At 71.4% G+C, this 25158-nt stretch carries 28 protein-coding genes; 15 read left to right on the forward strand and 13 right to left on the reverse strand.

Features of this window, described 5'->3' with window-relative positions; translation table 11 throughout:
- Positions 1 to 2: 2 nt before the first annotated feature.
- Complete coding sequence (locus tag OM076_RS22600) at positions 3 to 626, reverse strand: alpha/beta fold hydrolase (protein ID WP_270042340.1); 624 nt, start codon at positions 624 to 626, stop codon at positions 3 to 5.
- Between the two features lie 53 nt (positions 627 to 679).
- Here OM076_RS22600 and OM076_RS22605 point away from each other — a divergent pair, with 53 nt between their 5' ends.
- Genes OM076_RS22605 through OM076_RS22620 form a run of 4 tightly spaced genes read left to right on the forward strand, consistent with a single transcriptional unit; the run spans position 680 to position 3241 of the window.
- Positions 680 to 1765 (forward strand): sensor histidine kinase, encoded by a 1086-nt coding sequence (locus tag OM076_RS22605; RefSeq protein ID WP_270042341.1) that lies wholly within the window; start codon positions 680 to 682, stop codon positions 1763 to 1765.
- 10 nt (positions 1766 to 1775) lie between these two features.
- Entirely contained in the window at positions 1776 to 2645 is an 870-nt protein-coding gene (locus tag OM076_RS22610) for an SAM-dependent methyltransferase (RefSeq protein ID WP_270042342.1), read from the forward strand.
- Positions 2646 to 2657: 12 nt separating this feature from the next.
- Positions 2658 to 3077: a DUF6529 family protein gene (locus tag OM076_RS22615; RefSeq protein WP_270042343.1), complete on the forward strand. Its 420-nt coding sequence runs from the start codon at positions 2658 to 2660 to the stop codon at positions 3075 to 3077.
- 2 nt (positions 3078 to 3079) lie between these two features.
- Positions 3080 to 3241 (forward strand): hypothetical protein, encoded by a 162-nt coding sequence (locus OM076_RS22620; protein WP_270042344.1) that lies wholly within the window; start codon positions 3080 to 3082, stop codon positions 3239 to 3241.
- An 87-nt stretch (positions 3242 to 3328) separates the two neighbouring features.
- Here the strand turns inward: OM076_RS22620 and OM076_RS22625 are convergent, their stop codons facing one another.
- Positions 3329 to 3838 (reverse strand): gamma carbonic anhydrase family protein, encoded by a 510-nt coding sequence (locus tag OM076_RS22625; protein WP_270042345.1) that lies wholly within the window; start codon positions 3836 to 3838, stop codon positions 3329 to 3331.
- Positions 3835 to 4581 (reverse strand): enoyl-CoA hydratase/isomerase family protein, encoded by a 747-nt coding sequence (locus OM076_RS22630; protein WP_270042346.1) that lies wholly within the window; start codon positions 4579 to 4581, stop codon positions 3835 to 3837. Before OM076_RS22630 ends, OM076_RS22625 begins: the two co-directional genes overlap by 4 nt.
- 7 nt (positions 4582 to 4588) lie before the next feature.
- Between OM076_RS22630 and OM076_RS22635 the strand changes: the two genes are divergently transcribed.
- Genes OM076_RS22635 through OM076_RS22660 form a run of 6 tightly spaced genes read left to right on the forward strand, consistent with a single transcriptional unit; the run spans position 4589 to position 8574 of the window.
- On the forward strand, positions 4589 to 5275 hold the full coding sequence (locus OM076_RS22635) for a ferritin family protein (RefSeq protein WP_270042347.1): 687 nt from the start codon (positions 4589 to 4591) through the stop codon (positions 5273 to 5275).
- Positions 5272 to 6000, forward strand: a complete 729-nt coding sequence (locus tag OM076_RS22640) for an alpha/beta fold hydrolase (RefSeq protein WP_270042348.1) — start codon at positions 5272 to 5274, stop codon at positions 5998 to 6000. The genes OM076_RS22635 and OM076_RS22640 overlap by 4 nt, the downstream gene beginning before the upstream one ends.
- Positions 5997 to 6410 (forward strand): PaaI family thioesterase, encoded by a 414-nt coding sequence (locus OM076_RS22645; RefSeq protein WP_270042349.1) that lies wholly within the window; start codon positions 5997 to 5999, stop codon positions 6408 to 6410. The genes OM076_RS22640 and OM076_RS22645 overlap by 4 nt, the downstream gene beginning before the upstream one ends.
- 28 nt (positions 6411 to 6438) lie before the next feature.
- Complete coding sequence (locus tag OM076_RS22650; RefSeq protein ID WP_270042350.1) at positions 6439 to 6834, forward strand: ATP-binding protein; 396 nt, start codon at positions 6439 to 6441, stop codon at positions 6832 to 6834.
- A gap of 12 nt (positions 6835 to 6846) precedes the next feature.
- Positions 6847 to 7587 carry a lipoate--protein ligase family protein gene (locus OM076_RS22655; protein ID WP_270042351.1) on the forward strand — a complete coding sequence of 247 codons (741 nt, stop codon included), beginning with the start codon at positions 6847 to 6849 and terminating at the stop codon, positions 7585 to 7587.
- A gap of 45 nt (positions 7588 to 7632) precedes the next feature.
- Positions 7633 to 8574, forward strand: coding sequence for a manganese catalase family protein (locus tag OM076_RS22660; protein ID WP_270042352.1), 942 nt, complete (start codon positions 7633 to 7635; stop codon positions 8572 to 8574).
- A 115-nt stretch (positions 8575 to 8689) separates the two neighbouring features.
- Here the strand turns inward: OM076_RS22660 and OM076_RS22665 are convergent, their stop codons facing one another.
- Positions 8690 to 10111, reverse strand: a complete 1422-nt coding sequence (locus tag OM076_RS22665) for an NAD(P)/FAD-dependent oxidoreductase (protein ID WP_270042353.1) — start codon at positions 10109 to 10111, stop codon at positions 8690 to 8692.
- A gap of 7 nt (positions 10112 to 10118) precedes the next feature.
- Entirely contained in the window at positions 10119 to 11486 is a 1368-nt protein-coding gene (locus OM076_RS22670; protein ID WP_270042354.1) for an amidase family protein, read from the reverse strand.
- Positions 11487 to 11513: 27 nt separating this feature from the next.
- Between OM076_RS22670 and OM076_RS22675 the strand changes: the two genes are divergently transcribed.
- Entirely contained in the window at positions 11514 to 11921 is a 408-nt protein-coding gene (locus OM076_RS22675; protein WP_270042355.1) for an acyl-CoA thioesterase, read from the forward strand.
- Here OM076_RS22675 and OM076_RS22680 read toward each other — a convergent pair.
- The gene (locus OM076_RS22680) at positions 11909 to 12433 is read right to left on the reverse strand and encodes an AAA family ATPase (protein WP_270042356.1); all 525 of its coding nucleotides are present in this window, start codon (positions 12431 to 12433) and stop codon (positions 11909 to 11911) included. The two genes, OM076_RS22675 and OM076_RS22680, sit on opposite strands and share 13 nt — an antisense overlap.
- 35 nt (positions 12434 to 12468) lie before the next feature.
- The gene (locus tag OM076_RS22685; protein WP_270042357.1) at positions 12469 to 13437 is read right to left on the reverse strand and encodes a PRC-barrel domain-containing protein; all 969 of its coding nucleotides are present in this window, start codon (positions 13435 to 13437) and stop codon (positions 12469 to 12471) included.
- 64 nt (positions 13438 to 13501) lie between these two features.
- Between OM076_RS22685 and OM076_RS22690 the strand changes: the two genes are divergently transcribed.
- Together OM076_RS22690 and OM076_RS22695 are read left to right on the forward strand one after the other, a co-directional pair.
- Positions 13502 to 14581 (forward strand): hypothetical protein, encoded by a 1080-nt coding sequence (locus OM076_RS22690; RefSeq protein ID WP_270042358.1) that lies wholly within the window; start codon positions 13502 to 13504, stop codon positions 14579 to 14581.
- Positions 14578 to 14931, forward strand: a complete 354-nt coding sequence (locus tag OM076_RS22695) for an STAS domain-containing protein (protein ID WP_270042359.1) — start codon at positions 14578 to 14580, stop codon at positions 14929 to 14931. The genes OM076_RS22690 and OM076_RS22695 overlap by 4 nt, the downstream gene beginning before the upstream one ends.
- Here OM076_RS22695 and ppc read toward each other — a convergent pair.
- Entirely contained in the window at positions 14928 to 17573 is a 2646-nt protein-coding gene (gene ppc, locus OM076_RS22700) for a phosphoenolpyruvate carboxylase (protein ID WP_270042360.1), read from the reverse strand. The two genes, OM076_RS22695 and ppc, sit on opposite strands and share 4 nt — an antisense overlap.
- A gap of 150 nt (positions 17574 to 17723) precedes the next feature.
- On the opposite strand from ppc, the gene OM076_RS22705 reads away from it, so the two are divergent.
- Positions 17724 to 18935, forward strand: coding sequence for a hypothetical protein (locus OM076_RS22705; protein ID WP_270042361.1), 1212 nt, complete (start codon positions 17724 to 17726; stop codon positions 18933 to 18935).
- Here OM076_RS22705 and OM076_RS22710 read toward each other — a convergent pair.
- The 4 genes from OM076_RS22710 to OM076_RS22725 are packed head-to-tail and all read right to left on the reverse strand — an operon-like array spanning position 18932 to position 23268.
- The gene (locus tag OM076_RS22710; protein ID WP_270042362.1) at positions 18932 to 20146 is read right to left on the reverse strand and encodes a sulfate adenylyltransferase subunit 1; all 1215 of its coding nucleotides are present in this window, start codon (positions 20144 to 20146) and stop codon (positions 18932 to 18934) included. The two genes, OM076_RS22705 and OM076_RS22710, sit on opposite strands and share 4 nt — an antisense overlap.
- A 2-nt stretch (positions 20147 to 20148) precedes the next feature.
- Positions 20149 to 21066: a sulfate adenylyltransferase subunit CysD gene (cysD, locus tag OM076_RS22715; RefSeq protein WP_270042363.1), complete on the reverse strand. Its 918-nt coding sequence runs from the start codon at positions 21064 to 21066 to the stop codon at positions 20149 to 20151.
- A gap of 28 nt (positions 21067 to 21094) precedes the next feature.
- Positions 21095 to 21682: a phosphoadenylyl-sulfate reductase gene (locus tag OM076_RS22720; RefSeq protein ID WP_270042364.1), complete on the reverse strand. Its 588-nt coding sequence runs from the start codon at positions 21680 to 21682 to the stop codon at positions 21095 to 21097.
- Positions 21682 to 23268, reverse strand: a complete 1587-nt coding sequence (locus tag OM076_RS22725) for a nitrite/sulfite reductase (protein ID WP_270042365.1) — start codon at positions 23266 to 23268, stop codon at positions 21682 to 21684. Before OM076_RS22725 ends, OM076_RS22720 begins: the two co-directional genes overlap by 1 nt.
- A 253-nt stretch (positions 23269 to 23521) precedes the next feature.
- Here OM076_RS22725 and OM076_RS22730 point away from each other — a divergent pair, with 253 nt between their 5' ends.
- Complete coding sequence (locus OM076_RS22730) at positions 23522 to 24223, forward strand: thermonuclease family protein (protein WP_270042366.1); 702 nt, start codon at positions 23522 to 23524, stop codon at positions 24221 to 24223.
- Here the strand turns inward: OM076_RS22730 and OM076_RS22735 are convergent.
- Positions 24220 to 25158 (reverse strand): 3'-5' exonuclease (locus tag OM076_RS22735; RefSeq protein WP_270042367.1); only part of this gene is annotated, 939 nt, incomplete at its 5' end. The genes OM076_RS22730 and OM076_RS22735 overlap by 4 nt on opposite strands.

Below are 25158 nucleotides of genomic sequence, written 5' to 3' on the forward strand. Positions count from 1 at the left end.
TCCTAGGTCATCATCGTACGAGCGAGCTCCTCCGGTTGGCTCAGGGCGGGCATATGGCCGGAGTCGATCGGCTCGACCTCGACGCCCAGCCGCTCGCGGGCGATGCGCTGCATGAACGGGTACGGGAAGAGCCGGTCCTGGAGGCCGGCGATCACCCGCGTGGGGATATCCGGCCAGGCGTCGAGCGTGAACCGGTCCTTGAACGGCGCGTCCGCCTGCTTGGGCTCGCCGCGCGCGAAGGCGGCGTTCTTGACCGCCTCGGGGACGTCGTGGAAGAACGTGTCGATCGGGTCGAACGGCGGCGCGCCCGCGTCCGGCAGACCCGAGGTGGTCCACCATTCGCCCGGCGTCTCGCCGGGCGCGGGGATCATCGGGGCGACGAGGATGATGTTGGCGACGTCGAGCTTGGCCAGCGGCGCGCTGAAGGCGCCCATCGACTGCGCGACGAGGGTCACCCGCTCGCGGTCGCCGGCGGCGGCGGTGATCGCGTCGGCGTAGTCCTGCAGGCCGGCGTCGGGGTCGCCGGTGGGGAGCTCGACGGCGATCGTCTCTTCAGCGAGCAGCGGCGCGACGAGGTGCCAGTACCAGGCTTCCCCACCCGCTCCGGGGACGAGAACGTAGGTCATGCGGGTACAGACGCTCGCAGCTCTCCGAATTCATCGCGGCCATACTGCGCGTCGTGGATATCGAGCGTGCGTTGCGCGAGGTGGCGGTGCTCGTCGCGCGCGGCGGCGAGCCGGGCGAGGTGTTCGACGCGCTCTCCGAGCAGGCCGCGAAGGTGTGCGGCGTGGGGGCGGGCGCGGTGGTGCGGTTCACCGGCCGTGCCGCGGAGCTCGTCGGGCGCTGGGGCGACCTCGCGCGCGAGACGCTGCCGCCCGGCATGAGCTTCGCCCTCGACGGCGGCGGCGCGCTCACGCTGGTGCGCGAGACCGGGCTGCCGGCACGGTTCGACGACTACGCGGTCGCTGTGGGCGCCATGGGCGTGACGCTGCGGCCGACCGGCCTGCGGGCGAGCGCCGCCGCGCCGGTGACCGTCGAAGGGAGCGTCTGGGGCGCGCTGATCGTCTCCGCGTTCGACTCCGAGACGCTGCCCGTCGACACCGAGGAGCGGCTGACCGAGTTCACCGAGCTCGCGGCCGTGGCGGTCGCGGGCGCCGACGCGCACGAGCGGCTGCTCGAATCGCGCGCCCGGCTGGTGAAGACCGCCGACGATGAGCGCCGACGGCTCGAGCGCAACCTGCACGACGGCGCGCAGCAGCGGCTCGTGAGCGCTCGGCTCGCCTTGCGGATGCTGCGCAAGCAGTTCGACGATCCGGCGCCGGTCGACGCGATCCTCGACGAGCTCGGCAAGGCCCACGAGGAGCTGCGCGAGCTCGCCCGCGGCCTCCATCCCGCCGCGTTGAGCCGCGGTCTGGGCGCGGCGATCGGCGCGCTCGCCACACGGTCCTCGGTCCCGGTCGAGTACGACGTGGTCGACGAGCGCTTCCCCGAGGAGCTCGAGATCGCCGTCTACTACGTCGCCAGTGAGGCGCTGACGAACGCGGCCAAGCACGCCGAGGCGAGCGTGGTCTCCGTGACGGTGTTGGTGATCGACGGCGCGTTGGTGCTCGAAGTCGCGGACGACGGTCGCGGCGGCGCGGTCGCGGGCGGCGGGTCGGGGCTGATCGGGTTGAGCGACCGGGTCGAGGCGCTGCGCGGCCGGTTGCGCGTGACCAGCCCGGTGGGCGTGGGCACGACGGTGCGCGCCGAGTTCCCCCTGCCGTAGCCTTCGCGTCATGGCCTACGCCGCGGCCATGCAGATGATGGCGCGCCTGACCGCGTCAGCCGAGGCGCTGGCCGCGCTCGGCGCGCGGATGCGGGCCGACGCGGAGGGCATCCCGCTCGATCCGGCGATCGAGTCCGCGCTCGACGGCGTGCTGGTGGAGCTGGGCATCGAGCTGGCGGCGCTGCAGCCTGCCGAGCGCTCGACCGTCGCGTTGTTCGCCCGCGCGTTCCTGCGCCAGGCCGTGGATCTGATCGACCATCCCGAGTGCTCTCCCGGGTGGGCCTACGAGGACGACGTCGTGCTGTTGTCGCTGGGCCGGGGCTCGGCCGCGATCGCCGATGCAATGGCGGAGGTGAGCGTGCTCGACGACGCACTGTCGCGGCCGGGAGCGATCCTGCTCGACGTCGGCGCCGGCGTCGCCGCGCTCTCGGTGTCGTTGTGCGCGCGCTGGCCCGGCCTGCGCGTCGTCGGCTTGGAGCCATGGCCGCCGGCGCTCGCCCACGCGCGGCGCACGATCGCAGGCTACGAGGATCGGATCGAGTTGCGCGAGCAGCGCGTCGAGGAGCTGACCGACGCACGGTCCTACGACGTCGTGTGGCTGTCGACGCCGTTCATCGCGCCGGAGATCCTCCCGGTCGCGTTGTTGCGGGTGTTCGACGCGCTCAAACCCGGTGGGCACGTGATCTTCGGCATGTACGCCGGTCCGCCCGACCCGCTCTCCCAGCGGTTGGTCGACCTGCGGACGACACGCTCCGGCGGCGCGGTCGCAACCGAGGCCGAGGCCACGGCAGCGCTGACGGCGGCCGGCTTCGAAAGTGCGCGTGAGGTCGAGCGGGTGTGGGCCGCGCCGGTACGGCTAGTGGTCGGGACGCGCGGGTAGCACCGTATGTGAGTGGAGGACCTGGTCGATCAGCTCACGCGCGGGAACCCGGGCTCGGTCAAGGCCGTCCTGGCCTCGGTGATCCTCGCGCTGGGGAGCTACCAGCTGATCCTGGCCGCGATCGGCTACCGGAAACTGCCGGTGATGAAGGCCGAGCCGGCGTTCCTGACCCACCGCGCGTCAGGCGACGCGATCGCGGTGCTGTTCGTGCTCGTCGCGCTGGCGTGCTTGGCGGTGTTCGGCTTCGAAGACGACTACGCGTTGCACGCCGGAGCCGGGATCGCCGCGGCGGCCGTGCTGGCGGTCAAGATCGGCGTGCTCCGCAGCGGCGTCGGCGGCCGCGCGCTGCCCTACCTGGGCATCACGCTGTTCACGTTGCTCGCCCTGACCTGGCTCACGGTCACGCCCGACTTCCTCGCGGGTGAGGACTGACCATGCAGCTCTTCGGCTCGATCGCCGTCGCCCTCGCGATCGTCGCGGTGACGATCGCGCTCGTCACCGCGAAGCTCGGCCCGAACGCCGAGGACGACTCCGGCGGTCACCACGGCGGCGATCGCCAGGAGCAGCAGGACTCGTCACACGGCGACGAGAACTAAGCGCGGCGAACGCAAGGTTGTTCGTGTAGAGCACGAACAACCTTGCTTTCGCTTCGCCTACACCGGTTTCACGCTCTCGCCGGCGGCTCAGCCGACGCGCATGTAGCGCAGGCGCTTGGACTGGTACTCGCGGGCGGCGGTCTCGACCCACCGCTGCGAGCTGCCCGCCAGCTCCTTCTTGACCTTGGCCGGCACGCCCGCGGCGAGGACGCCGTCGGGGATCTCCATGCCCTCGCTCACCACGGCGCCCGCCGCCACGAGCGCGTTCGCGCCGACCTTCGCCCGCTGCAGGACGATCGCGCCCATCCCGACGAGTGACCCGTCGCCGATCACGCAGCCCTCGAGCATCGCCATGTGGCCGACGGTGACGTTCTCGCCGACGATCGTGGGCAGCTCGTCGGCGCAGTGGATCACACAATTGTCCTGCACGTTGGACCCTTTGCCGATCACGATGGCGCTGTTGTCGCCGCGCAGGACGGCGCCGAACCAGATCGAGGCGCCCGTCTCCACCGTCACGTCGCCGATCAGGACCGCGGTCGGCGCGATGAACGCGTCCTCCGCGACCTGTGGCGTCTTGCCGTCGAGCTCGATGATCATCGTTGCCGCACCTCCCGCACCGCTTGCTTGTGCTCGTCCGTCCCGATCAGCAGCGACTGGGCGAGCCCTTCGGCGACCATCCCGCTCTCGAGGTCGACATTGCCCGCCAGCCACAGCAGGCGCTTGGCCGCGGCGTAGGCCTGCGGTGAGCGCTGGAGCATCAGGTCGACGCGGGCGCGGGCGGCTTGCAGGAGCTCGGCGTCCTCGACCACGGCCGTGATCATGCCGACGGCGTGGGCCTGGTCGGCGCTCAGCTCCTCGCTCCCGAGCAGCACGTCGCGGGCGCGGGCCTGGCCGATCAGCTTGACCAGGCGGGTGACGCCGCCGTGGCTGGGGATGATCCCGAGCCGGCCCTCGCGGTAGATGAAGCGGGCGCTGCTTGCGGCGAGGCGGACGTCGCAGACGAGCGCGAGCTGCGTGCCCGCGCCGGTGACGGCGCCGTTGATCGCCGCGACGGTCGGTTTCTCCAACCGCTCCAACAGCGTGATCAGGGAGGTGAGGCGGTGTGAGTCGTGGCGGAACTCGCGCGGGTCCCAGTCGCGTTCGAACCGGCTCAGGTCACCGCCGGCCGAGAACGCCTTGCCCTCGCCGGTGAGGATCAGCGCGCGGACGCCGGGGTCGTCCGCGGCGGCCTCGAAGGCGTCGCGGAGCTTCGACGCCATCTCGCCATCGATCGCGTTGCGCCGCTCAGGGCGCGCGAGGGTGACGGTGAGGACGCCGTCCTCAGTGTCGGTGCGGAGCATGCCCCTGATGCTACGTTCGCCGCGCGTGTTCGCGAGCTACGAGCACTTCCTGGGCATCGCCGACTCGGTCCAATGGGACGAGCGGGCGATCGCGTTGCGCGCGGACGCGAAAGCGTGGCCGCAGGTCGCGGATGCGCGGTTGACGGAGCTCGTCGCCGGCTTCTGCGTGGGGGAGGCGGGTGTGGCGTCGCATCTCTCGGTGTTCGCATCGGGTGCTGCCGCGGCGTGCTTCGAGGCGCAGTTGCGCGACGAGGACCGCCACGCGCGGTTCTTCGCCCGCTACGCGGCGGCGGTGGGGCTGGGCGACCCGCGGGGCTTGGTCTCGCCCGCGTTCCGCTCGCTGTTCGAGGAGCGCTTGCCGGAGGCGGTCGCCGGGGCGCCGGGTGAAGCGGTCGGGCTCTACCACATGGTGCTTGAGGGCGTGGTCTTCACCGCGGGCCAACTGGCGCTGCTCGATCTGGTGGACGATCGGCTGCCTGGGCTGCGGGAGGGGGTCGAGCTCGTGCTGCGCGACGAGCGCTGGCACGTCGGCTTCGGGGCGCGCTGCCTCGCCGATCTCGACTACGACGAGGAGGCGATCCTCGCCGAGGGCGAAGCCGCCGCGGCGCTCTGGGCGCCGGAGTACGCGGGGCGCGTGATGGACGGGCTCCGCAGCCGGCTGCGGGCGGTACGGCGGCAGGCCGCTTTGTTGTGAAGGCGGGCGGGTTCGAGCTGGAGACCGTCGAGATCGCGGGCGCCGAGCCCGCGCTCGTCTTTCTGCACGAAGGGCTCGGAGCGGTCACGCTGTGGCGGGACTTCCCGGAGCGGATGGCGTCTTTGAGCGGGCGGCGGGCGCTGATCTACTCGCGGGCGGGGCACGGGCAGTCCGACGTGCCGGATGACGACCGCACGCCCGCGTTCATGCACGAGGAGGCGCTCGAGGTCCTGCCCGAGGTGCTGCGCGTCGCGGGCGTGGAGCGGCCGGTGCTCGTCGGCCACAGCGACGGCGGCTCGATCGCGCTGATCTACGCCTCGCAGCATCCGGTCAGCGGCCTGGTGTTGCTGGCCCCGCACGTGTTCGTCGAAGACGTGACGGTGGCGAGCATCGAGGAGGCGCGCGAGACGTTCGCGGCCACGGATCTGGGCTCGCGCATGGCCCGCTACCACCGCGACGCCGAGCGGACGTTCCGGCTCTGGAACGACATCTGGCTCGCCCCGGAGTTCCGCTCGTGGAACATCGAGGACGTGTTGGGCGGCGTGACCGCGCCCACGCTCCTGATCCAGGGCGAGCACGACCAGTACGGGACGCTCGCCCAGATCGACGCGATCTCGCGGGGCGTGGGCGGGCCGGTCGAGCGCGTCGTCCTGGACGCCCGCCACGCTCCGCACCTCGAAGCGCCTGACGCGACACTGGCCGCGGCGCTGGAGTTCCTGCGGTGAGCCGTCTGGAGGACAACTTCGTCATCCCGTTCGAGCGCAGCTTCGATGCGCACTACGGGCTCGAGTACGTCAGCCCGACGCAGGGCCGTGTGGTGATCCGTGCCGACCACCTCGGCGTCGATGGCACGGTGGTCAGCGGGGTCTACGCGGCGATGGCCGAGTCGATCGCCTCGACCGGCACGGCCGTGGAGGTTCTGCCGCAGGGCCTGTTCCCGTCGGGGCTGAGCAACTCCACCCACGTCGTCGGCGACGCCCGCGAGGGTGTCCTGGAAGCGACCGCCCGCTGCCGTGCGCGTGGTGCGCTCGAGTGGTTGTGGGACGTGGAGATCGGCCTCGCAGGCGGGGAACGAACAGCGTTCGCCACCGTCGCGATCGCCGTCCGGCCGATGCGGGGAAAGAAAGGCGTTTGAACCCGGGCGAAGCGGGTAGCGGCGGCTCGTGCCCCATGCCGCGTGGTCATTCACGGCTGCGCGCGAAACTCCTATGCAGGCCCGCCGCGCAGTCGTCGACTGGGCGCAGAAGCACGTGGAGGATCGCGCAGTGCTGAGCGATATCGCCCTGGCGATCACGGAAGCGACCACCAACGTCGTCCTGCACGCCTACCGCGACCGCGAACTACCCGGAACGGTCGCGATCAAAGCCGAACGCTATGACGACCACGTCTGCCTCTACGTCCTGGACGAAGGCTCCGGCCTGGCCCCGCGGGTGGACAGCCCGGGCCTCGGCCTGGGGCTCGGGCTGATCGCCCAGGTCGCCGACTCCGCGGACGTCCGCACGCCCGAGACGGGCGGCACCGAGGTCGTCATGCGCTTCAACGTCTCGCGCGCCGCCTAGCATCAGAGGGCGATGCAGCTGGTGCGCTCTGGAGCGGCTGGTTCGGCCGCGCTCGAGCTCGCGGTCTCGCACGCGCTGCTCACCCGGGTCGCGGCGGGCGAGCTGCCCTCGACGCTGCGGGTCTACCGCCCCGCGCCCGCGGTCGCGTTCGGCAAGCTCGACACGCTCCGCCCCGGTTACCCCGACGCGGTGGCGGCCGCGCAGGAGCAGGGGTTCGAGCCGGTCCTGCGCCTCCCCGGCGGCCACGCCGCGGCGTATCACCGGGCGTCGCTGGCGATCGACGTCGTGTGGGCGCTCGACGATCCGGCCACCGGCACCCACGACCGGTTCCGCGACGAAGGGGAGCGGCTGGCGGGCGCGCTGCGGACGCTCGGCGTCGACGCCCGCGTGGGTGAGGTGCCGGGCGAGTACTGCCCGGGCGCCTACAGCGTCAACGCCCGCGGGCGGGTGAAGCTGATCGGCACCGCGCAGCGGCTGGTCCGCGGCGCGGCGCTGCTGGGCGCGTCGATCGTCGTCGGCGACGGGCCCGGCATACGCGCCGTCCTCGACGCCGTCTACTCGGCGCTCGAGTTCCCCTGGGACGCCACCACGGCGGGCGCGATCGACGAAGAGGTCCCGGGTGTGTCACTCGACGCCGTCGAGGCCGCGGTCATCGCGTCCTACGGCGAGCTCGAGCCGGCGACGCTGGACGAGGCGACCCTCACCCTCGCGCACCGGCTCGCACCGCAGCGCGCCGCCACGTCACCGACCTGACCCAACCGTCTGACAGTTTGCCGGGGTTGGGTAGCGCCGCGGTTCATGATTCTTCGCATTGACCGACTCGGGGTTGAGCTTCCGCCCCCCTCCACACCCGACCCCGCCGGCGCCGCCGCTGTCCAGGAACTGATGGGCGGCAAGTTCGGCGAGATGTCGACGCTGATGAACTACACGTTCCAGTCGTTCAACTTCCGCTTCCGCCAGGGCGCTCGTCCCTTCTATGACCTGATCGCCAACATCGCCGCCGAGGAGTTCGGGCACATCGAACTGGTCGCGGCGACGATCAACACGATGCTCACCGGCGCCAAGATCGACGACGCCAAGGACGAGCCCTACAAGCAGCACTTCCTCTTCGGCGGCAAGGGCGCGCTCCCGGCCGACTCGCACGGCAAGCCGTGGGACGGCTCCTACGTGCACTCCTCCGGCGACCTCGTCGAGGACCTGACTCACAACTACTTCCTCGAGACCGGCGCCCGGTCCGGCAAGCTGCGCGTCTACGAGATGTGCGACCACCCAGCCGCACGTGCGCTGACCGGCTACCTGTTGGTCCGCGGCGGCGTCCACCAGGTCGCCTACGCCCGCGCCCTGGAGAACCTCACCGGCGCCGACATGTCCAAGCTCTTCCCGACGCCGCGGATCGCGACCGACAAGATCCCCGAGTGCCAGCCCCACATCAAGCAGGGCCTGCACCTGAAGATGTATCGCTTCTCGCCGGACGACTACCGCGAGATGGCCGCGGTCTTCAACGGCAACCACCCGGAGACCGGCGAGCCGCTGGAGGTCGTCGACGAGGCCCCCGAGGGCTTCCCGCCCAACGACCTCCCGCCCCAGGCCGACGTCTTCGCGCCCGACTACGCCCCCGAGGAGATCGCCGAGATCGCTCAGAAGCTCCGCAAGGCCGCCGGCCTCCCGGACAAGGTCACCGGCATCGTCGCCACCAACGGCGGCGTCAACGCCAAGGGCAGCACCAAGGCCCAGATCTAAAGTTAACGCCCACCTAAGGGGTCTGACCCCTTATCTCGCGTTTAGGTTTCGCACGCCCGGCGCAGAGCCGTTTCAACCTAAAGGCCGCCTAAGGGGCCTGGCCCCTTAGGTGGGGTTAAGAATCGAAGCCGAGGCCCAGGCGGTCCAGCAGACGCAGCCACGGGCCTCGGCGGCCGTCGTTCCGGTCGGCGGCGGCGAGGCGGTTGCGGGTGTATTGGATGACCGCCCAGCGCAGCGGCTCGGGTGGGAAGGGGACCGGCTTGGAGCGGACGTAGCGCAGGCGGGTGGCCTCGGTGTCGCGGTCGTCGAGGAGATCGAGGGCGACGCGGCCGCCGAAGCGGGCGGCACCGACGCCGAGGCCCGTGTAGCCGGTGGCGTAGGCGACGCGGCCCGCGAAGGCGGTGCCGAAGAAGACCGAGAAGCGCGAGGAGGTGTCGATCGCGCCGCCCCAGCGGTGGGTGAAGCGGACGCCCTCGAGTTGCGGGAACGTGTGGAAGAAGTGCTGGGCGAGCGTGGCGAACGTCGGGTCGTGCTCGTCCCACCGGGGCCCGACCGGGCCGCCGAAGCGGTAGACCGCGTCCCACCCGCCGTACAAGATGCGGTTGTCGGCCGTCAACCGGTAGTAGTGGAACTGGTTGCCGCCGTCGCCGATGCCCTGGCGGTGCTCCCACCCGACAGAAGCCAGCTGGGCGGCGCTCAGCGGCTCGCTCAGCAGCACGTAGTCATACACCGGCACGACGTAGTGACGGACGGACTTCAGGAGCGGGGGATAGGCACTGGTGGCGAGCAGCACCTTGCGTGCCCGCACCCGCCCGGATGCCGTCAGCGCCTCGACGACCGCGCCCGCGCCTCCGTCGGCGAGCGAGTGCACGGCCGAGTGCTCGAAGACCCGCACGCCCGCCCGCAGCGCCGCCGAGCGCAGCCCGCGGGCGAGCTTGCCCGGGTCGAGGATGCCGGCGCCGGTGTGATCCCACACGCCGCCGGTAAACGTGGGGGAGTGGACCTCGCCGCGCATCGCGTCGCCGTCCAGCACGGTCACCGAGTGCCCGAAGCGCTCCAACGACGCGCGCTCCTCCGAGACCCACTCGAGCTGGTAGGGATCGGTCAGCGCCAGCAACTCGCCCGTGGCCTCGAAGTCACAGTCGATGCCATACCGCTCCAGATCGCCACGCAGCCCCGCGAAGTTCTCCAGCCCGAGCCGCTCCAAGACCTCCATCTCGGAAGCGAACCGCGCGAGCCCGTTGTCGATGCCATGCGTCAGCGACGCCACACAGAACCCGCCGTTGCGCCCACTGGCACCGAACCCCGCCGTCTCGGCCTCCAGCAGGACGACGTCACGCGACGGATCGTCAGCCTTGGCGTGCAACGCCGCCCACAGCCCCGTGAAGCCACCCCCGACGATCAACAGATCGGCGTCGACACGCCCGTGCAGCACACCCGCCGGCGCCACGACGTCGTCCAGCCAGAACGGCTGCGGCTCGGCGTCGGCGAACGCTGCCCGGTGCGCCGCGCTCGGCGGAGACGACGGCCAGGGCACGGCAGCGTCAGAGCTCCGGCACCCGCGCGGACAGCCCCGTCGCCTCGACGAACGCGTGTGCGAGCCGCAGCAGAGCACCCTCGCCGCGAGCACGCCCCACGAGCTGCAACCCGACCGGCAGCCCGTCGGACGTGAACCCCGCCGGCACGGCGACCGCCGGGTGCGAGGTGACCGTGATCCGCGAGCAGGACCGGAACCACTCCAGATAAGAGCCCATCTCGACGCCCGCGATCTCGGTCGGGAACTCGAGGTCGACGTCGAACGCCGGCACCTGCGTGACCGGCGCGGCGAACGCGTCGTAGCGCAAGAGCAGCGAGCGCATGCGGTTGAACATCGCCCCGCGCAGCTCGAGCGCCCGCGCGATCCGCTCCGGCGTCAGCGCCAGCCCGTAGCGGACGTTCTCGGCCAACGTCGGCTTGACCTGGTGCAGGATCTCCTTGAACGCGCCCGCGAACGTCACCCCGCGCAGCACCTCGAAGCACTGGTCGGCGCCCGTGAAGTCGATCTCGGCGTCCTCCACGACGCAGCCGAGGCCCTCCAGAGTCGCCCGCTGCGCCTCCAGCGTCGCCAGAACCGCCGGCTCGACCGGAAGCCCGCCCACGTCGCGGCTCCACGCGATCCGCAGCCCGCGCACGGAGCCGTACTCCACCTCCACACGATCGGTCAAAGACAGCGGATCGCGCGGATCTGGTCCCGCCAGGGCCCCAAAGAGCAGCGCCACATCCGGCACGGTGCGCGCGATCGTCCCCAGGACCGGGAGCGGGTTCCACGGATCGCCCGGGCCATGATCCGGAATCCGCCCGGGCGACGGACGCAGACCCACGAGGTTGCACATCGCGGCCGGGTTGCGCACCGAGGCGCCCAGGTCGGACCCGTCGGCGAACGGCAGCATCCCCGATGCCACCGCCGCGGCCGCGCCCCCGCTCGACCCGCCCGGCGTCCGCGACAGATCCCACGGGTTGCGCGTGGCGCCGAAGACCGCGTTGAACGTCTGCGAGCCCGCGCCGAACTCCGGCGTGTTGGTCTTGCCGATGATCAGCGCGCCCGCCGCGCGCAGCCGCTCGACCAGCAGCGAGTCGGCCACCGGCACGTGCGAGGCGAACAGCGGCGAGCCGTACGTCGTCCGCATCCCCGCCGTGTCCTCGAGGTCCTTGACCGCGATCGGCAGCCCGTGCAGCACGCCCCGCGGCTCACTGAGACGATCCGCCTCATCGGCCAACGCCAGAGCGATTTCGGGCTCCAGCAGCGTGACGATCGCGTTCACGCGCGGGTTCACCGCGGCGATGCGTTCGAGATGCGCCTGCATGACCTCGCGCGCGGTGAACTCACGAGCGCGAAGGCCCGCGGCGAGCTCCGTCGCGGTGCGGCCCCACACGGGCGCGGACTCTACTGTGCAGACGCGATGGGAGACTTCGTCCACGAGCTCCGGGTCCGCTACGGCGAGTGCGACCCGCAGGGAATCGTGTTCAACGCCAACTACCTGGCGTACTTCGATCACACGGTCAGCGAGCTGTGGCGGGCGAGCGCGATCGGCAGCTGGACCGCGATGGTGCAGCGCGGCGTCGACGTCGTGGTCGGGGAGGCCAACCTGCGCTTCCGCGCACCCGCCCGCTTCGACGACGTGCTCGCCATCCACGCCCGCGTCGCCAAGCTCGGCACCACGAGCCTGACGATGGAGCTCGAGATCCACCGCAAGGAAGAGCTGCTGATCGAGGGCTGGCTTCGGCAGGTCTTCGTCGACGCGAAGACCTGGCAGAAGACCCCGATCCCGGAGTGGGTCCGGGACGCGCTGGCGGTCTACGCGGCCTGAAGCGCCGGCGCCTCGAAGGCCGCCGGCACGAAGCAGAACGCCTCAACGCGTGCGGCCGCCGATCGATCGAGCACCCGCACCGACGCCCACCCCTCACCCGCCGGCCCGCCCGCCTCCATCAGCGCGTGCCAGCGCGCCACCTGGCGGTCCATCTCCTCGGACGAGACCGTCCGCCCGCGACGCTTCTGCCCCGCCACAGCGCTGTCCCGGTCGGCATGGAGCAACACGAGGTGCGCCGGACGGCCCCGCAACCGCGCGAGCAGCGCGATCGTGCGGCGGGTGAAAGGGAGCGTCCCGCGCGAATGGATCACGACCGGCTTGCGGCCGAGGATCGCCGCCGCGATCCGGGCGTAATGCCCCGGATACAACAGCGGCCCGCGATGCGCGCGATCGTCGGTGTCCACCACGCGGGCGACCGTGCGGTCCACCGCTCGGCGCAGCAGCGTCGTCTTTCCCGCGCCCGGGACGCCGGCGACGACGATCACGGAGTCTGAGGAGAAGATGAGGTCCACGGCCCTCAGTGTGAGGGCCGTGGATTAACGAACGGTCAGCGCCGGCGGCGCAAGACGAAGAGCAGGATGAGCGCGACGCCCAGCGCCACGGCGATCGCGGCCTTGCGTTCGGCGAGCGGACCGAGCGCGCTGCTCGGCTCCTCCTCGACCGATGGCGGCGGCGGAGCCGCATGGATGCGCGGCGGCTCGACCGGCGGCGGGGAGAAGACGCGCGGCTCGGCGCCCGCGCCGAGGATCTCACCCGCGGCCGACGGCACGACCACATCGTGCTCGATGACCGGCACCGGCACCGGCACCGGCACCTCGAGGCTGGGCTCCGTCGTCGCCGCAAACGCCGGCGCATCCTCGGTGACCGCGGCCGGCTCCGGGATGTCGGCCGCCTCGAGCTCCCCGACCGTCGGCGGCTCGGCCGCGGGCGGCGCCATGTTCGACGGCTCCTCGGCGGCAGCGCTCCAGGAGGACTCAGGCGTCTCCGTGCGCCACGGGGGAGTGCTCGCCGCCTCGCCCCACGGGTCGGCCGGCGGCTCCGCCTTGTCCGGCGTCGCCCACGGATCGGGCGTCTCCGTCTCAAACGGGGCGGGTGCGTCCTCGCTGCCCCAGGCCGTCGGCGTCGGCCCCGCGGCCCGCGGCTCCTCGCGCTCGAGCTCGGCGGGAAGTCCGCTGCCGGAGTCGGTCTCGGAGTACCCGAGCCCATAGTGGGCGTAGAGCCGGCGCTCCTCGGACTGGTCGATCCGCGGTTCGGCGCCGATGCCGGGCGCGTTGCGGATCGCGTCCGCGGAGTGCGCCACGCGGATCGTGGACGACTCGACCGACGCGTCGGCGAGCGGGACGAACCTGGCGTCGTCGGAGTCGACGTCGACGAGCACCCATTCCGGGCGCCCCGTCTCGCGATCGAGATAGATCTCGCGCACACCGCCTAGCCGCTCCCCGCCCGAGTCGAGGACGTCGCGACCAGGCCATTCGCCGTAGTCCCCGAACTGGGACTGTGAGGGAAGCTGAGCCATACGAGTGGACTTGCCCGCTCAGACGCAGTGCCATGCGTCGGGTCAGATAGGTTGCAGACTTCGCATGACTGACGTTCGCGTGTTGCTGGAGCGCCACAAGCCCCGCCTCGTCTACGACTCGCATGAGGCGTACTTCGCCGATTCGGCGGCGATCTGGACGGATTCTCCGACCAACGTCCTCAAACGGGCCGGCGGAACGGTCCTCGCCAAGCCGACGAAGCTCAGGCTCGCCTTCCTCGGACCGAAGGTCTACGGCGACAACACCAAGGCGCTGGATACCGACGCGATCGGCGACAGCACCCGCAACTACGCCGCCAACGCCGCCGCGCTGCACAAGCTGGCCAAATACGCCAACCGGGTCCACGGCCACGCCCGCCGGGACGCCCAAGGCCGCCTCTGGCTGCAGTATTGGCTCTTCTACTACTACAACGACTACCAGCTGCTCGGCCCGCTCAGCGGCGGCAACCACGAGGGCGACTGGGAGCTCGTCCAGATCCGGCTCGACGCCGCCGAACAGCCCCAGCAGCTCGTCTTCTCCCAGCACAAGCAGGCCGAGAGCAAGGCGTGGAAGGACGCGCCGAAGTCGGGCGCGACGCCGCTCGTGTACGTCGCGCGCGGCTCGCACGCGAACTACTTCGGCAAGGGCAGCCACTGGACCGGCAACTGGTTCGACCAGGCCGACGGGAAGGGCCCGCAGATCCTGCCGGCGCTCGTGCTGCTCGAGGACGCCGCCCCCGCGTGGGTGCTGTGGCCTGGGTTCTGGGGCGACACGAAGGCCGGCGTCCTGCCGCTGGACTCCTCCAGCCCGGTCAGCCCGGGCGTGCGGCCGCACTGGCTGGACCCGTCCCTGCTGAAGGGCGTGGGCCCGAAGACCGGCGCGCCGCCGGTTCCCGCCCCGCCCCGCACGACGGTGCAACGCGCCGGCGGGAGCCTGGTGGTGAGCTACCAGGCACCGCCCGAGGCCACCGCGCTGGCGGTCGCGCTGCGGCCGAAGGGCTCCAACGGCCCCGCGGTCACGACCGCCTTCAAGCTCGACGGTGCCAAGGGCGAGGTCGAGCTGCCCGCGGATGACCGCGAATATGACGTGTGGACCAGCGTCGTCGGAGTGGACGGAGTGGCCTCTGAAGGCGTCCGGCCCAAGTGAGCGACATCGCGAGCCTGTTCGTGTGGCGCCGCCGCCGCGTCGTGATCGCGGCCATCACGGGCGAGATCGACATCTCCAACGCGCGTGAGCTCGAGGCCGAGATCGTCGCGGAGCTGGACGCCGGCGCCGCCGGCCTCGTGATCGACCTCGGCGGGCTCGGCTTCCTCGACGGCTCGGGCGTCCACCTGCTCTACCGGCTCGCCGACCGCCTGAACGAGCGCGGGTTGGGCTTCGCCCTCGTGCTGCCCGAGGACTCGCCGCCCTACCGCGTGCTCGCGCTCAGCGGCACCCGCCCGCGGGCGTGGACGCACGCCCGCGAGGACGACGCACTCAGCGCCGTCCTTCGTTAGCCCGTATTGCGCATCCCCGCCGCGATCCCGGTGATCGTGGCCAGGAGCGGTGAGCGCGCCTCCTCGCGACCCGAGCGCACGCGGCGCAGCAGCTCGACCTGCAGGTGCGAGAGCGGGTCGATCCACGGGTTGCGGTGCTCGAGCCGGCGCTGCAGGGCGGGCGTGTCGTCCAGCAGCTGACCCTGGTTGGTGATCGTCAGCACGCGCTCGACGACGCTGTCGTACTCGGCGACGAGGTCGGCCCAGAAGCGCTGCGCGATGTCGTCGTCGACCAAGGAGAGATACCGCTCGGCGACGCCCAGATCAGACTTGAAGAGCGCCATCTCGAGCGTGCCGATCAACCCGCGGAAGAACGGCCAGTTGCGCCACATCTCGCGCTGCAGCTCGAGGTCGCCCGCGGCCAGCGCGGTCCCCGCGCCGTACCAGGACGGCAGCAGCAGCCGGTTCTGCGTCCACGCGAACACCCACGGGATCGCCCGCAGCGACTCGACGCCCGCCACGCCCTTGCGCGACGGCGGCCGCGAGCCGATGTTGAGCTGGGAGAGCTCCGCGATCGGCGCGAACTGCCCGAAGAAGCGCAGGAACTCCGGATCGTCATAGACGAGCCCGCGGTAGCGCTCGCGCGAGCGCTCCGACAGCCGCTCCATCTCCGCCCGCCACTCGTCACGCACCGGCGGGTTCGGGAGGGCGGACGCGAGCATCACCGCGCTGATCGTCTGCTCCAAAGACCGCTCCGCAAGCTCCGCGTCGGCGTAGCGCGCCGACACCGTCTCGCCCTGTTCGGTGATCCGGATGCGCCCGTTGACCGTCCCTTCGGGCTGGGCCAGGATCGCTCGATAGGTGCGCCCGCCACCGCGCGACGGGGACCCGCCGCGGCCGTGGAAGAGCTCGAGCACCACACCCGCCTCGGTCGCCTGCGCGGCGAGCTGCTCCTGCGCGTTGTACAGCGCCCAGGTCGAGCCGACGTAGCCGGTGTCCTTGCCGGAGTCCGAGTAGCCGACCATCACCGTCTGGCGGTTGGCCTGCGCGCGCAGGTGCGCGACGTAGGGCTCACACGCGTAGAGCTCGGCCATGGTCGCCGGCGCCTGCTCCAGGGCGGAGCGCGTCTCGAACAGCGGCACCATCCGCAGCGAGGTCGCCCCGGCGCGCTGCGCCAGCCAGGTCGCGGCCAGCACGTCGGACGGATGCTCGGTCATCGAGATCACGAACGCGGGGACGGCCTGCGGGCCGTACGCGTCGGCGCTGAGCGCGACGGTGTCGAGCACGCGCAGCAGCTCACCCGCCTCGCCGCCCGGATCGTGCTCGATCCCGCGCCGGCCGGAGGCGAGCGCCTCGGTCAGCAGCGCCTGGCGGCGGGGCTCGCCGTCGGCGTCGCCGTAGCCGGGCAGGATCGCGGCGGTCGCCTCGCGCAGGACGCCGGCGCCCTGGCGGATGTCGATCCCCGCCAGGTGGAAGCCGAAGACGTCGACCTGCCAGAGCAGGCGCCGGATCGTGCCGAGCGCGACGTGGCGGGAGTTCAGGTGGGCGAGGACGAGCTCGAGGTCGCGCCGCAGCGCCTGCGCGTCGGCGTAGCCCGGCTCGCGCCCGCGCGGGGTGAGCGTGTTGCCGAGCCGGTGGTGGACGAAGCCGAGCTTGGTCCGCAGCGGCTCCCACTCGCGGTGCGGGCGGCGCAGCACGGCGGCGCTGGGCAGGTCGAGCGCGTCCTGGTCGAGCGACTCGGTCAGCTCCTGCGAGAGCGGGATCCGCAGCGAGGAGTGCGAGAACATCCGCGCCAGGCGGTCGACGCGGTCGCGGAAGAGCGTCAGCGCGGTCCGGCGGTGCAGCTGCAGGGCGCGCGCGAGCGTGTCGGCTCCGACCTCCGGGTGCCCGTCCATGTCGCCGCCGGTCCAGCTGCCGTAGGAGAGCACCGGCTGCACGAGCCGGACGTCGAGCGCGTGCTCGATCTCGGCCAGCACGGCCGGGACCGCGTCGAACAGCACGGCCTCGAAGAAGAACAGGTTGCGGCGGACCTCGTCCTCCACACGCGGGCGGATCCGGCGCAGCTCGTCGGTCTGCCACCACAGCGTCAGGACCTCGCGCAGCTCCTCGAGCAGCGCGCGCCGCCTCGAGTGGCCGATGCGCGGGTCGTCGAGGCGGTCCAGCAGCGCCGCGACGTCCCACTGGTGATCGAGGACGCTGCGGCGCGTGGCCTCGGTCGGGTGCGCGGTCAGGACGTGCTCGATCTGCAGCTGGGCGGCCAGCGGCGCGACGTCGACGTTGTTGCGCTCGAGGATCTCCGCGGTCTCGGCCAGCGACTCGCGCTGGACCTCGCCCGTCGCGTCGTATTGACGGCGGCGGCGCACGCGCTCGCGCTCCTCGGCGATGTTCGCCAGCTGGAGCTCGAGCGAGCAGGCCCGGATGATCGGCTCGACCGATTCGTCGGGTACGCCGCTGAGGTAGGAGACGAGGCGCCCGACGGCGGTCTCGTCACCCGCCCGCACGGAGGCGGCGGTCTTGAACAGCCATTGCAGGCGGGACGCGAAGACGCGGCCCATCTGCTCTTCGAGCACGCCGATCAGGGATGCGGAGAGGAGCTCGGTGTCGTGAGCGAGGCCATCGGTCGCCGTCGCCGGCGAGGGGCTTGGAACGTCTAGGCGCGTCATGGAGGGGGGAGGTGGACGGCTTGGAGGGGGTGCCGTCGGCCCGTAATCCTATTTGGCCAAGCCCTGCAAGATCCGCCCGAGCACGAATTCGTGCCGCGATACTGCCGCGACGTGGCAAACCGAAGCCAATCTGGACGTGTTCGTGACGCCGTGATCTGGGGCGCCTGCCTCGGCGCGGCGTCGGGTGCGGTGCTCGGTTCCGCGCTCGACTTCAGCCCCGGCGTCGGCGCGCTGGTGGGCGCGGTCGTGTGGGCGCCCGCCGAGGCGCTCTCGACGCTGCGCCAGAAGCCCGCCCAGCCCAAGCCGCTCTGGGCGCGGGTGATCGCCAGCGGCCTGCTGATGTCGCTCCTCGGCGCGCTCCTCGGGCTCTTCCTCGGCTCACTGCCCACCGCGATCGTCGCCGGCGCGCTCGTCGGGCTGATGGGCGTGAGGCCACTGAAGATCCTGCTCGGGCTCGCGGTCGGCGTCGTGGTCGGGCTCCTGCTCGACGAGCCCGCGCTCGCGGCCGGCGTCACCGCCGTCGTGTACCGCCTGATCTCCGCCTTCCTCTACCGCAGGCGCCCGCTGGTGCGGATCATGGCCGAGGAGGTCCCGGCGGACGAGCTGCTCTACGTCGTCCCGTTCGAGGCGCGCTCGCGCTACGTCGGCGCCGACTACGTCGAGCAGCTGGCGAAGGTCCGCGGCGGGACGTTCGTCCGCAATCCGCCCGACGTCGGCATCCTCGCCTCGCTCGACACACTCAACGGGCCGTCGTTCGACGCGACCCGCGTGCACCCGCTGATCCGCGAGTTCTACGAGCACACGAGCCGCTTCAAGCTCTCGATCGTCCCCGAATGGCGCCCGGCGATGAAGCCGTTCTACGCCCTCTTCAAGCAGGTCGTGGCCGAGCCGCTGGGCCAGGCGACGATCCCCTCGAACATCGAGGAGGCCCAGCGCGGCATGGTCTCCACGATCGACACCATTTCGGTCGAGGGCGGCGCGGACATCGACATCCGCGGCTGGATCCGGACCTACGCCGACAGCGGCAAGCCGATCTACGTCGGCATCTACACGACCTTCCGCCACGAGGACCGCGGCTACGTGAGCGTCGGCTTCCCGATCCCCAGCTCGAACTTCACGGCCACGCTGCAGCCCCGCAACGTCGACGACGACGGGCTGCTGCTGACCTCGCGCAGCGACCTCCCGTTCCCCGGCCACTACCTGAGCGCCGTCGAGGACGGCACGCTGACCACGCTCAAGCTGCTCGCGTTCCACGAGCAGATCCACGTCTTCATGGCCGGCGGCGAGCTGAAGACCGAGCACAGCTTCTCGCTCGCCGGGCAGCGCTTCCTCACGCTGCACTACTCGATCGAGCGGCTCTAGGCCGAGACCATTCCGGCCGCCACGGTGTCGTTCGTCGCCTCGTCGATGAGGATGAACGCGCCGGTGGCGTGGCACTGCTCGTAGGCGTCGGCGGCGATGTCGCCGCCGAGGCGCAGACCGACGTGCGCGATGTCGTTGAGGCGCAGCTCGTCGGCCGCGGGCCATTCGAGCGTCTCGAACTCGATCCGGCCGACGATGCTGTCGATCCGCGCCGGGACGGTGCGCGTGCCGTGCTTGAGCAGGAAGCGGTCGCGCTCGCGGGCGGGGCGGTCGCCGAGCCAGCACAGCGTCGCGCGCAGCTCGCGCGTGGGCTCGGGCGCGTCCTCGAGGGCGGCGATCAGCTCGCCGCGGGCGAGATCGACCTCGTCCTCGAGCCGGACTGACACGCTCAGCGGCGCGTCGACCTGCTCCGCGGTGCCGTCGGCGTCGCGCACCTCGGCCACCCGGGTGCGGGCACCAGAAGGGAGGACCACGACCTCGTCGCCCGCCTTCAGCGTGCCGGCGGCGAGCCGCCCGGCGGCCCAGCGCGTCCCGCCTTCGCCGCGCAGGACGACCTGGATCGGCAGCCGCGCGCCGTGCACGGCGGGCGGCTCGACGGGAATCGTCTCGAGGCGCTCCAGCAGCGGCGAACCGGCGTACCAGGGCATGTTCGACGAGCGATCGACGACGTTGTCGCCGTTCAGGGCGCTGATCGGGATGAACTCGATCTCGTGCAGGCCGACCTTGGCGCCGAGCTCGAGTACCTGGCGCACGATGTCGTCAAAGCGCTCCTCGGAGAACTCGACCAGGTCCATCTTGTTGACGGCCACGATCACGTGGCTGACCCGCAGCAGGGCGGCGATCGTGGCGTGCCGGCGCGACTGCTCGGTCAGGCCCGCGCGGGCGTCGACCAGCAGCAGGGCGAGATCGGCCGTCGACGCGCCCGTGACCATGTTGCGCGTGTACTGCGCGTGGCCGGGGCAGTCGGCGAGGATGAAGCGCCGCTTGGGCGTCGCGAACGAGCGGTAGGCGACGTCGATCGTGATGCCCTGCTCGCGCTCGGCGCGCAGGCCGTCGGTGAGCAGCGCGAGGTCGAGCCCGTTGACGCTTCGCTCCTCGACGTGCGCGAGCTGGTCGGCGAGCACGGCCTTGGCGTCGTAGAGCAGCCGCCCGATCAGGGTCGACTTGCCGTCGTCCACTGACCCGGCGGTGGCGAGACGAAGGAGGTCCATGGCTAGAAGTACCCCTCCTTCTTGCGATCTTCCATCGCGGCCTCGCTCGCCCGGTCGTCGGCGCGGGTCTCGCCGCGCTCGGTGATGTTCGTCGCCGCGATCTCTGCGACGACCTCGGGCAGCGTGGAGGCGGTGGAGCGCACCGCGCCCGTGCAGCTCATGTCGCCGACCGTGCGATAGCGCACGGACGCGGTGAACGGCTCCTCTCCCTCCATGAGCTCGATGAACGGGCTGACGGCGTAGAGCATCCCGTCGCGCGGGAAGACCTCGCGCTCGTGGGCCATGTAGATGTTCGGGAGCTCGAGCTCCTCCTGCGCGATGTACTGCCAGACGTCGAGCTCGGTCCAGTTGGAGATCGGAAACGCGCGGATGTTCTCGCCGCGGCGCACGCGCGCGTTGTAGAGGTCCCAGAGCTCGGGGCGCTGGCGGCGCGGGTCCCAGGTGCCGAAGTCGTCGCGGAACGAGAGCACGCGCTCCTTGGCGCGGGCGCGCTCCTCGTCCCGGCGGGCGCCGCCGAAGCAGGCGTCGAGCTCGTACTCCTCGATCGCGTCGAGCAGCGTCACCGTCTGCAGCCGGTTGCGTGAGGCGCGCGGACCGGTCTCCTCACGCACGCGGCCGGCGTCGATCGACGCCTGGACGGACCCGACGAGCAGCTCGAGATCGTTCTCCGCCACGAGCCGGTCGCGGAAGGCGATGACCTCGGGGAAGTTGTGGCCGGTGTCGATGTGCAGAAGCGGGAACGGCACGTTGCCCGGCGCGAACGCCTTCTGGGCGAGCCGGACGAGCACGATCGAGTCCTTGCCGCCGCTGAACAGCAACGCGGGCTTCTCGCGCTCGGCCGCGACCTCGCGCAGGACGTGGATGGCCTCGGCCTCAAGCGCGCGCAGGTGCGACAGCGCGGGTTGCGTTATGGCGGTCACGGGTCGGTCCTTGCGTTCAGCGAAACTTTTAGACGTGCAGGCCGCACTCGGTCTTGGACAAGCCCGCCCAGCGACCCTCGCGGCCGCTGCCCGGGTTCGTGCACGGTGCGCAGCCGATCGACTCATAGCCCTGATCGTGCAGCGGGTGGTACGGGAGGTCGCGCTCGTTGATGCGGCGCCAGAGGTCCTTCTCGGTCCACTCGACGAGCGGGTTGAACTTCCAGATGCCGCGCTTGTCGTCCCACTCGACCGGCTGGGCGTTGGCGCGCGTGGGCGACTGCTCGCGGCGGATGCCGGTGATCCAGGCATCGACGCCTCCGAGCGCGCGCTCCAGCGCGGCGACCTTGCGCTCGCCGCAGCAGTGCTCCGGGCCGGTCCAGTCGCCGGTGGCGTCCTCGATCGCGATGTCGACGCCGAAGCGCTGCTCGAACGCCCGCCAGGTCGCGAGCGTCTCCGGGAACAGCACGCCGGTGTCGATCGTGACGATGCGGGCGTCGGGCGCGAGCCGGATCAGCTCGTCGACCAGGACCGACTCCTCCTTCTGGAAGGAGCACAGCATGACCAGCCGCGGATGGTGGCGCTCGACCGCCTGGGCCAGCACCTCTGTGACGTCCACTAGCTCACCGGTTCTTCGACCGGCGTGAGCTCGTTCGTCCACCATTCCGGCTCGGTGCGGCCCGCGAAGTCGCGGAACGTCTCGCCGGCGTCGTGATTGTGCTCGTAGAGGCTGAAGATCCGCAGCAGCGTCTCGTTGAGATCCCAGTGCGGGACCTTCTTGAGCACCACGTCGCCGAACTTCGGGCTCTCGCCCAGATGGCCGCCGATGCGGATGTCCATCGCCTCGACGAACTCGCCGTCGACCTTCTTGAGCACGCCCTCGATGCCGACGTCGGCGATCTGGTGCTGCGCGCAGCTCGAGGAGCAGCCGGCGAAGTGCAGCCGGAAGTCCTCGCCGTGGCCGTTGGGGCGCACGTGCTCGTCCAGGAACTTCGCGATCTCGACCGCGCGGCTCTTGGTGTAGACCTTCGCCAGGCCGCAGAACTCCTTGCCGGTGCAGGTCTGCAGGCCGCGCTGGAAGAGCGTGGGCGCGGGGGTGAGGTCTGAGACCAGCGGCTCGGCGAGCAGCGCGTCGACGTGCTCGTTCGGGATCCACGGCAGCACGACGTTCTGCTGGTGCGTGAGCCGCAGCGCGTCGTCGGCGTTGGAGCCGTGCTTGCGGGCGAGCTGGGCCAGCTCGAGCAGCTGGTGGGCCTTCAGGCGGCCGACCGGCACGACCATGCCGACCGTGCTGTGCGCGCCGTCGGCCTGGGGGAGGACGCCGATGTGGTCCTCGCCCGACAGGCCCGGGGCCTTGGGGACGCCGTGGCGCAGGTCGCGGCCGACGCGCTCGATGATCTCGGCGCGCAGCGCCTCGGGCCCGATCCGGTCGACGAGGAACTTCAGGCGGGCCTTGCCACGCGCCTTCCGGTTGTCGTCGGAGTCGCGGAAGATCCCCGTGACGGCGGCCACGACCTCGGGCGCCTCCTCGGGGGAGACGAAGATGTCGACCCAGCGGGCGAAGCGCGGCGCGGTGCTCAGGCCGCCGCCGACGCGCAGGTTGAAGCCCTTCGTGCCGTCCTCGTGGATCGCCGCGGAGAGCGCGATGTCGTTGATCAGGCCGCGGGCGCAGTCCTCGGCGCAACCTGTGACCGAGACCTTGTACTTGCGCGGCAGGTTCGAGTAGAGCTTGTTGTCGAGGAAGTACTCGTGGATCGCCTCGGACGTGGCGTACCCGTCGACGATCTCGTCGTGCGCGAGGCCGGAGACCGTGCAGCCGACGACGTTGCGGGTGATGTCACCGCACGCGCCGGAAGTGGTCATGCCGACGGCCTCGAGGCGCCGGAAGATCTCGGGGATGTTGTCCAGCGTGATCCAGTGGATCTGGAAGCACTGGCGCGTCGTGCAGTCGATCACGCCGCGGCCGAACTCTTCGGCGATGCCGGCCATCGTCTCGACCTGGGCCGCGCTCAGCTTGCCCTGGATCACCTTGACGCGCATCATGAAATGCCCGTCGCCGGTGTTGTGGGCGTAGAGGCCGTACCACTTGAGAAGGCCGACGTGGTCGGGATCCAAGGTTTCCCACCCCTCGCGCGCGGCGCGGAGAAGCTCCGGGAGTACGTCGAGTCCGTCCGTGGCCGCCTTGATGCGTTCGATCTTGCTCATGGGGTCCGCTTCACGGTACCCGAAAACCCATGGATCACAAGTAATCGGATCAGGATTAAGAAATATGGATGCGGATCAAGATTCTTCCTGGAAACTCGACCAATCTGGTGAAGATTGGGTCTGCCTTGCTGGAGCGTTGATCGTCGTCGGTAAGAGCCCCGACGGCGACTCCATCCGCTTCATCCCGGAAAACCCTGCGCTGCTGAGGGGTTTAGCTGGAGCGGACGCGATCGACCCCTCCGCGGACGGGTCCGTGCAGCTCCGGCTGGACGGGATCGACACCCCCGAGACCCACTACAACGGACTCGCTCAACCACTCGGCGAGCCGGCGCGCGACGAGCTGCTCGCGTGGTGCGGGTTCAGCGAGGTGCGTTGGAACGCTGACCAGGTCGTCGCGTCGCAACCCGCGTCGATCCCGGCCGCGGTGCTGACGCGGATGGCCGACGTCAACGGCCGGCCGATCGCGCTGCTCCTCGTAGGCGAGGGGCTGCCCACGGATGGCGCGTCGGTGGCGGTCGACGACGCCCTGGTCGCGCGGACGGCCAACTTCGCCCTGGCCGCGTCGGGTGCGGCGTACCCGACCGTCTACGGCACGACGCCGGAGCCGGTTCGCGCGGCGCTGCTCGCTCCGGCACGCGAGGCACACGCCGCGGGCCGTGGCGTGTGGGCGGTCGACGCGAGCGGCGGGTTCGAGCTGCGCTCGCAGGCGTCGATCGGCCCGGCGGGCGCACTGATCCTCCCGAAGCTCTTCCGCCGTTGCTCGGACTATCTGAAGGCGGGGATGAGCGGCGAGACGCTGATCGAGTGGCTCCGGCGCCGCCAGACGGGGCGCAACGCGCAGGACGATCCGGTCGTGGTGGGTGGGAAGACCGTGCGGCTCAGTGATCTGCTGCGCCAGGACGGCCGCCGCATCTCGCTCACGGTGAGTCCGCTGGACATGGTCTTCCTGGATTAGTCAAACAGCGCGTCGGGCGTGACGTTGAGGCGCCGCCTCGTCACGATCGGCGCGCCGTACGGGTTCAGCGGATCGTCGGGCAGCCGCGTGACGTCGCAGGTCGCCAGGACCTCGGGCGTGAGGAAGCGGCTCGGCTTGCCGTAGCCGTGGGCGTCGTCGCGGCCGTGCGGGCGGTGGTGGTAGCGGACCGGCACGTAGAGCGTGAGGTGGCGGCGCGCGCGGGTCATGCCCACGTAGAGCAGCCGCCGCTCCTCGTCGATCTCCTCGCTCGTCCCCGCCGCCATGCACGCGGGGAAGTTCCCGTCGTAGACCGCGAGCACGTGCACGCTGTCCCACTCCAGGCCCTTGGCAGAGTGGATCGTCGAGATCGTCAGGTAGTCCTCGTCGAGGTGCGGCGGCTGGGCGATGTCGGCGCTCGAACTCGGCGGGTCGAGCACGAGTTCGGCGACGAAATGCCGCGGGTCGTTCGCCTGATACGCGGCGGCGACGAGCTGATCGAGGTCCTGCACCCGCAGCGCGCCGTCGGGATAGCGCAGGCGGATCAGCGGCGCCAGCACGTCGCGCAGGCCCTCCGCGCGCGGCCCGGGCCGCGGTTCCTCGCGTGCGGCGCGCAACGCCGCGATCAGCGCGTCGGCGCTCTCGCGCGCCCCGGCAGGAACGACCTCGCGCGCCGACGCCCACGCCGCCAGGCGGTCCGGCACCGCCGCGAGCCGCCCCTCGCCGACCTCGTCCCGCGCCGACGCCGCCAGCCGCGGCGCGCCCCCTCGGGCGCCGCCGGCGGAACGAAGGTCACCTTCGTCGGGCACAGCACGGATAACTTTGCCCTCGCTGAGCCGAGCCGCGGAAATGGCGCCGGCCGGAGGCTCGCCGGCGCGGCCCACGCCGGCGGCCGCGCCGTCCACGCCCGCGGCAGCGCCGCCCACGCCCGCGCCGCC

Source organism: Solirubrobacter ginsenosidimutans (genome assembly GCF_027587205.1).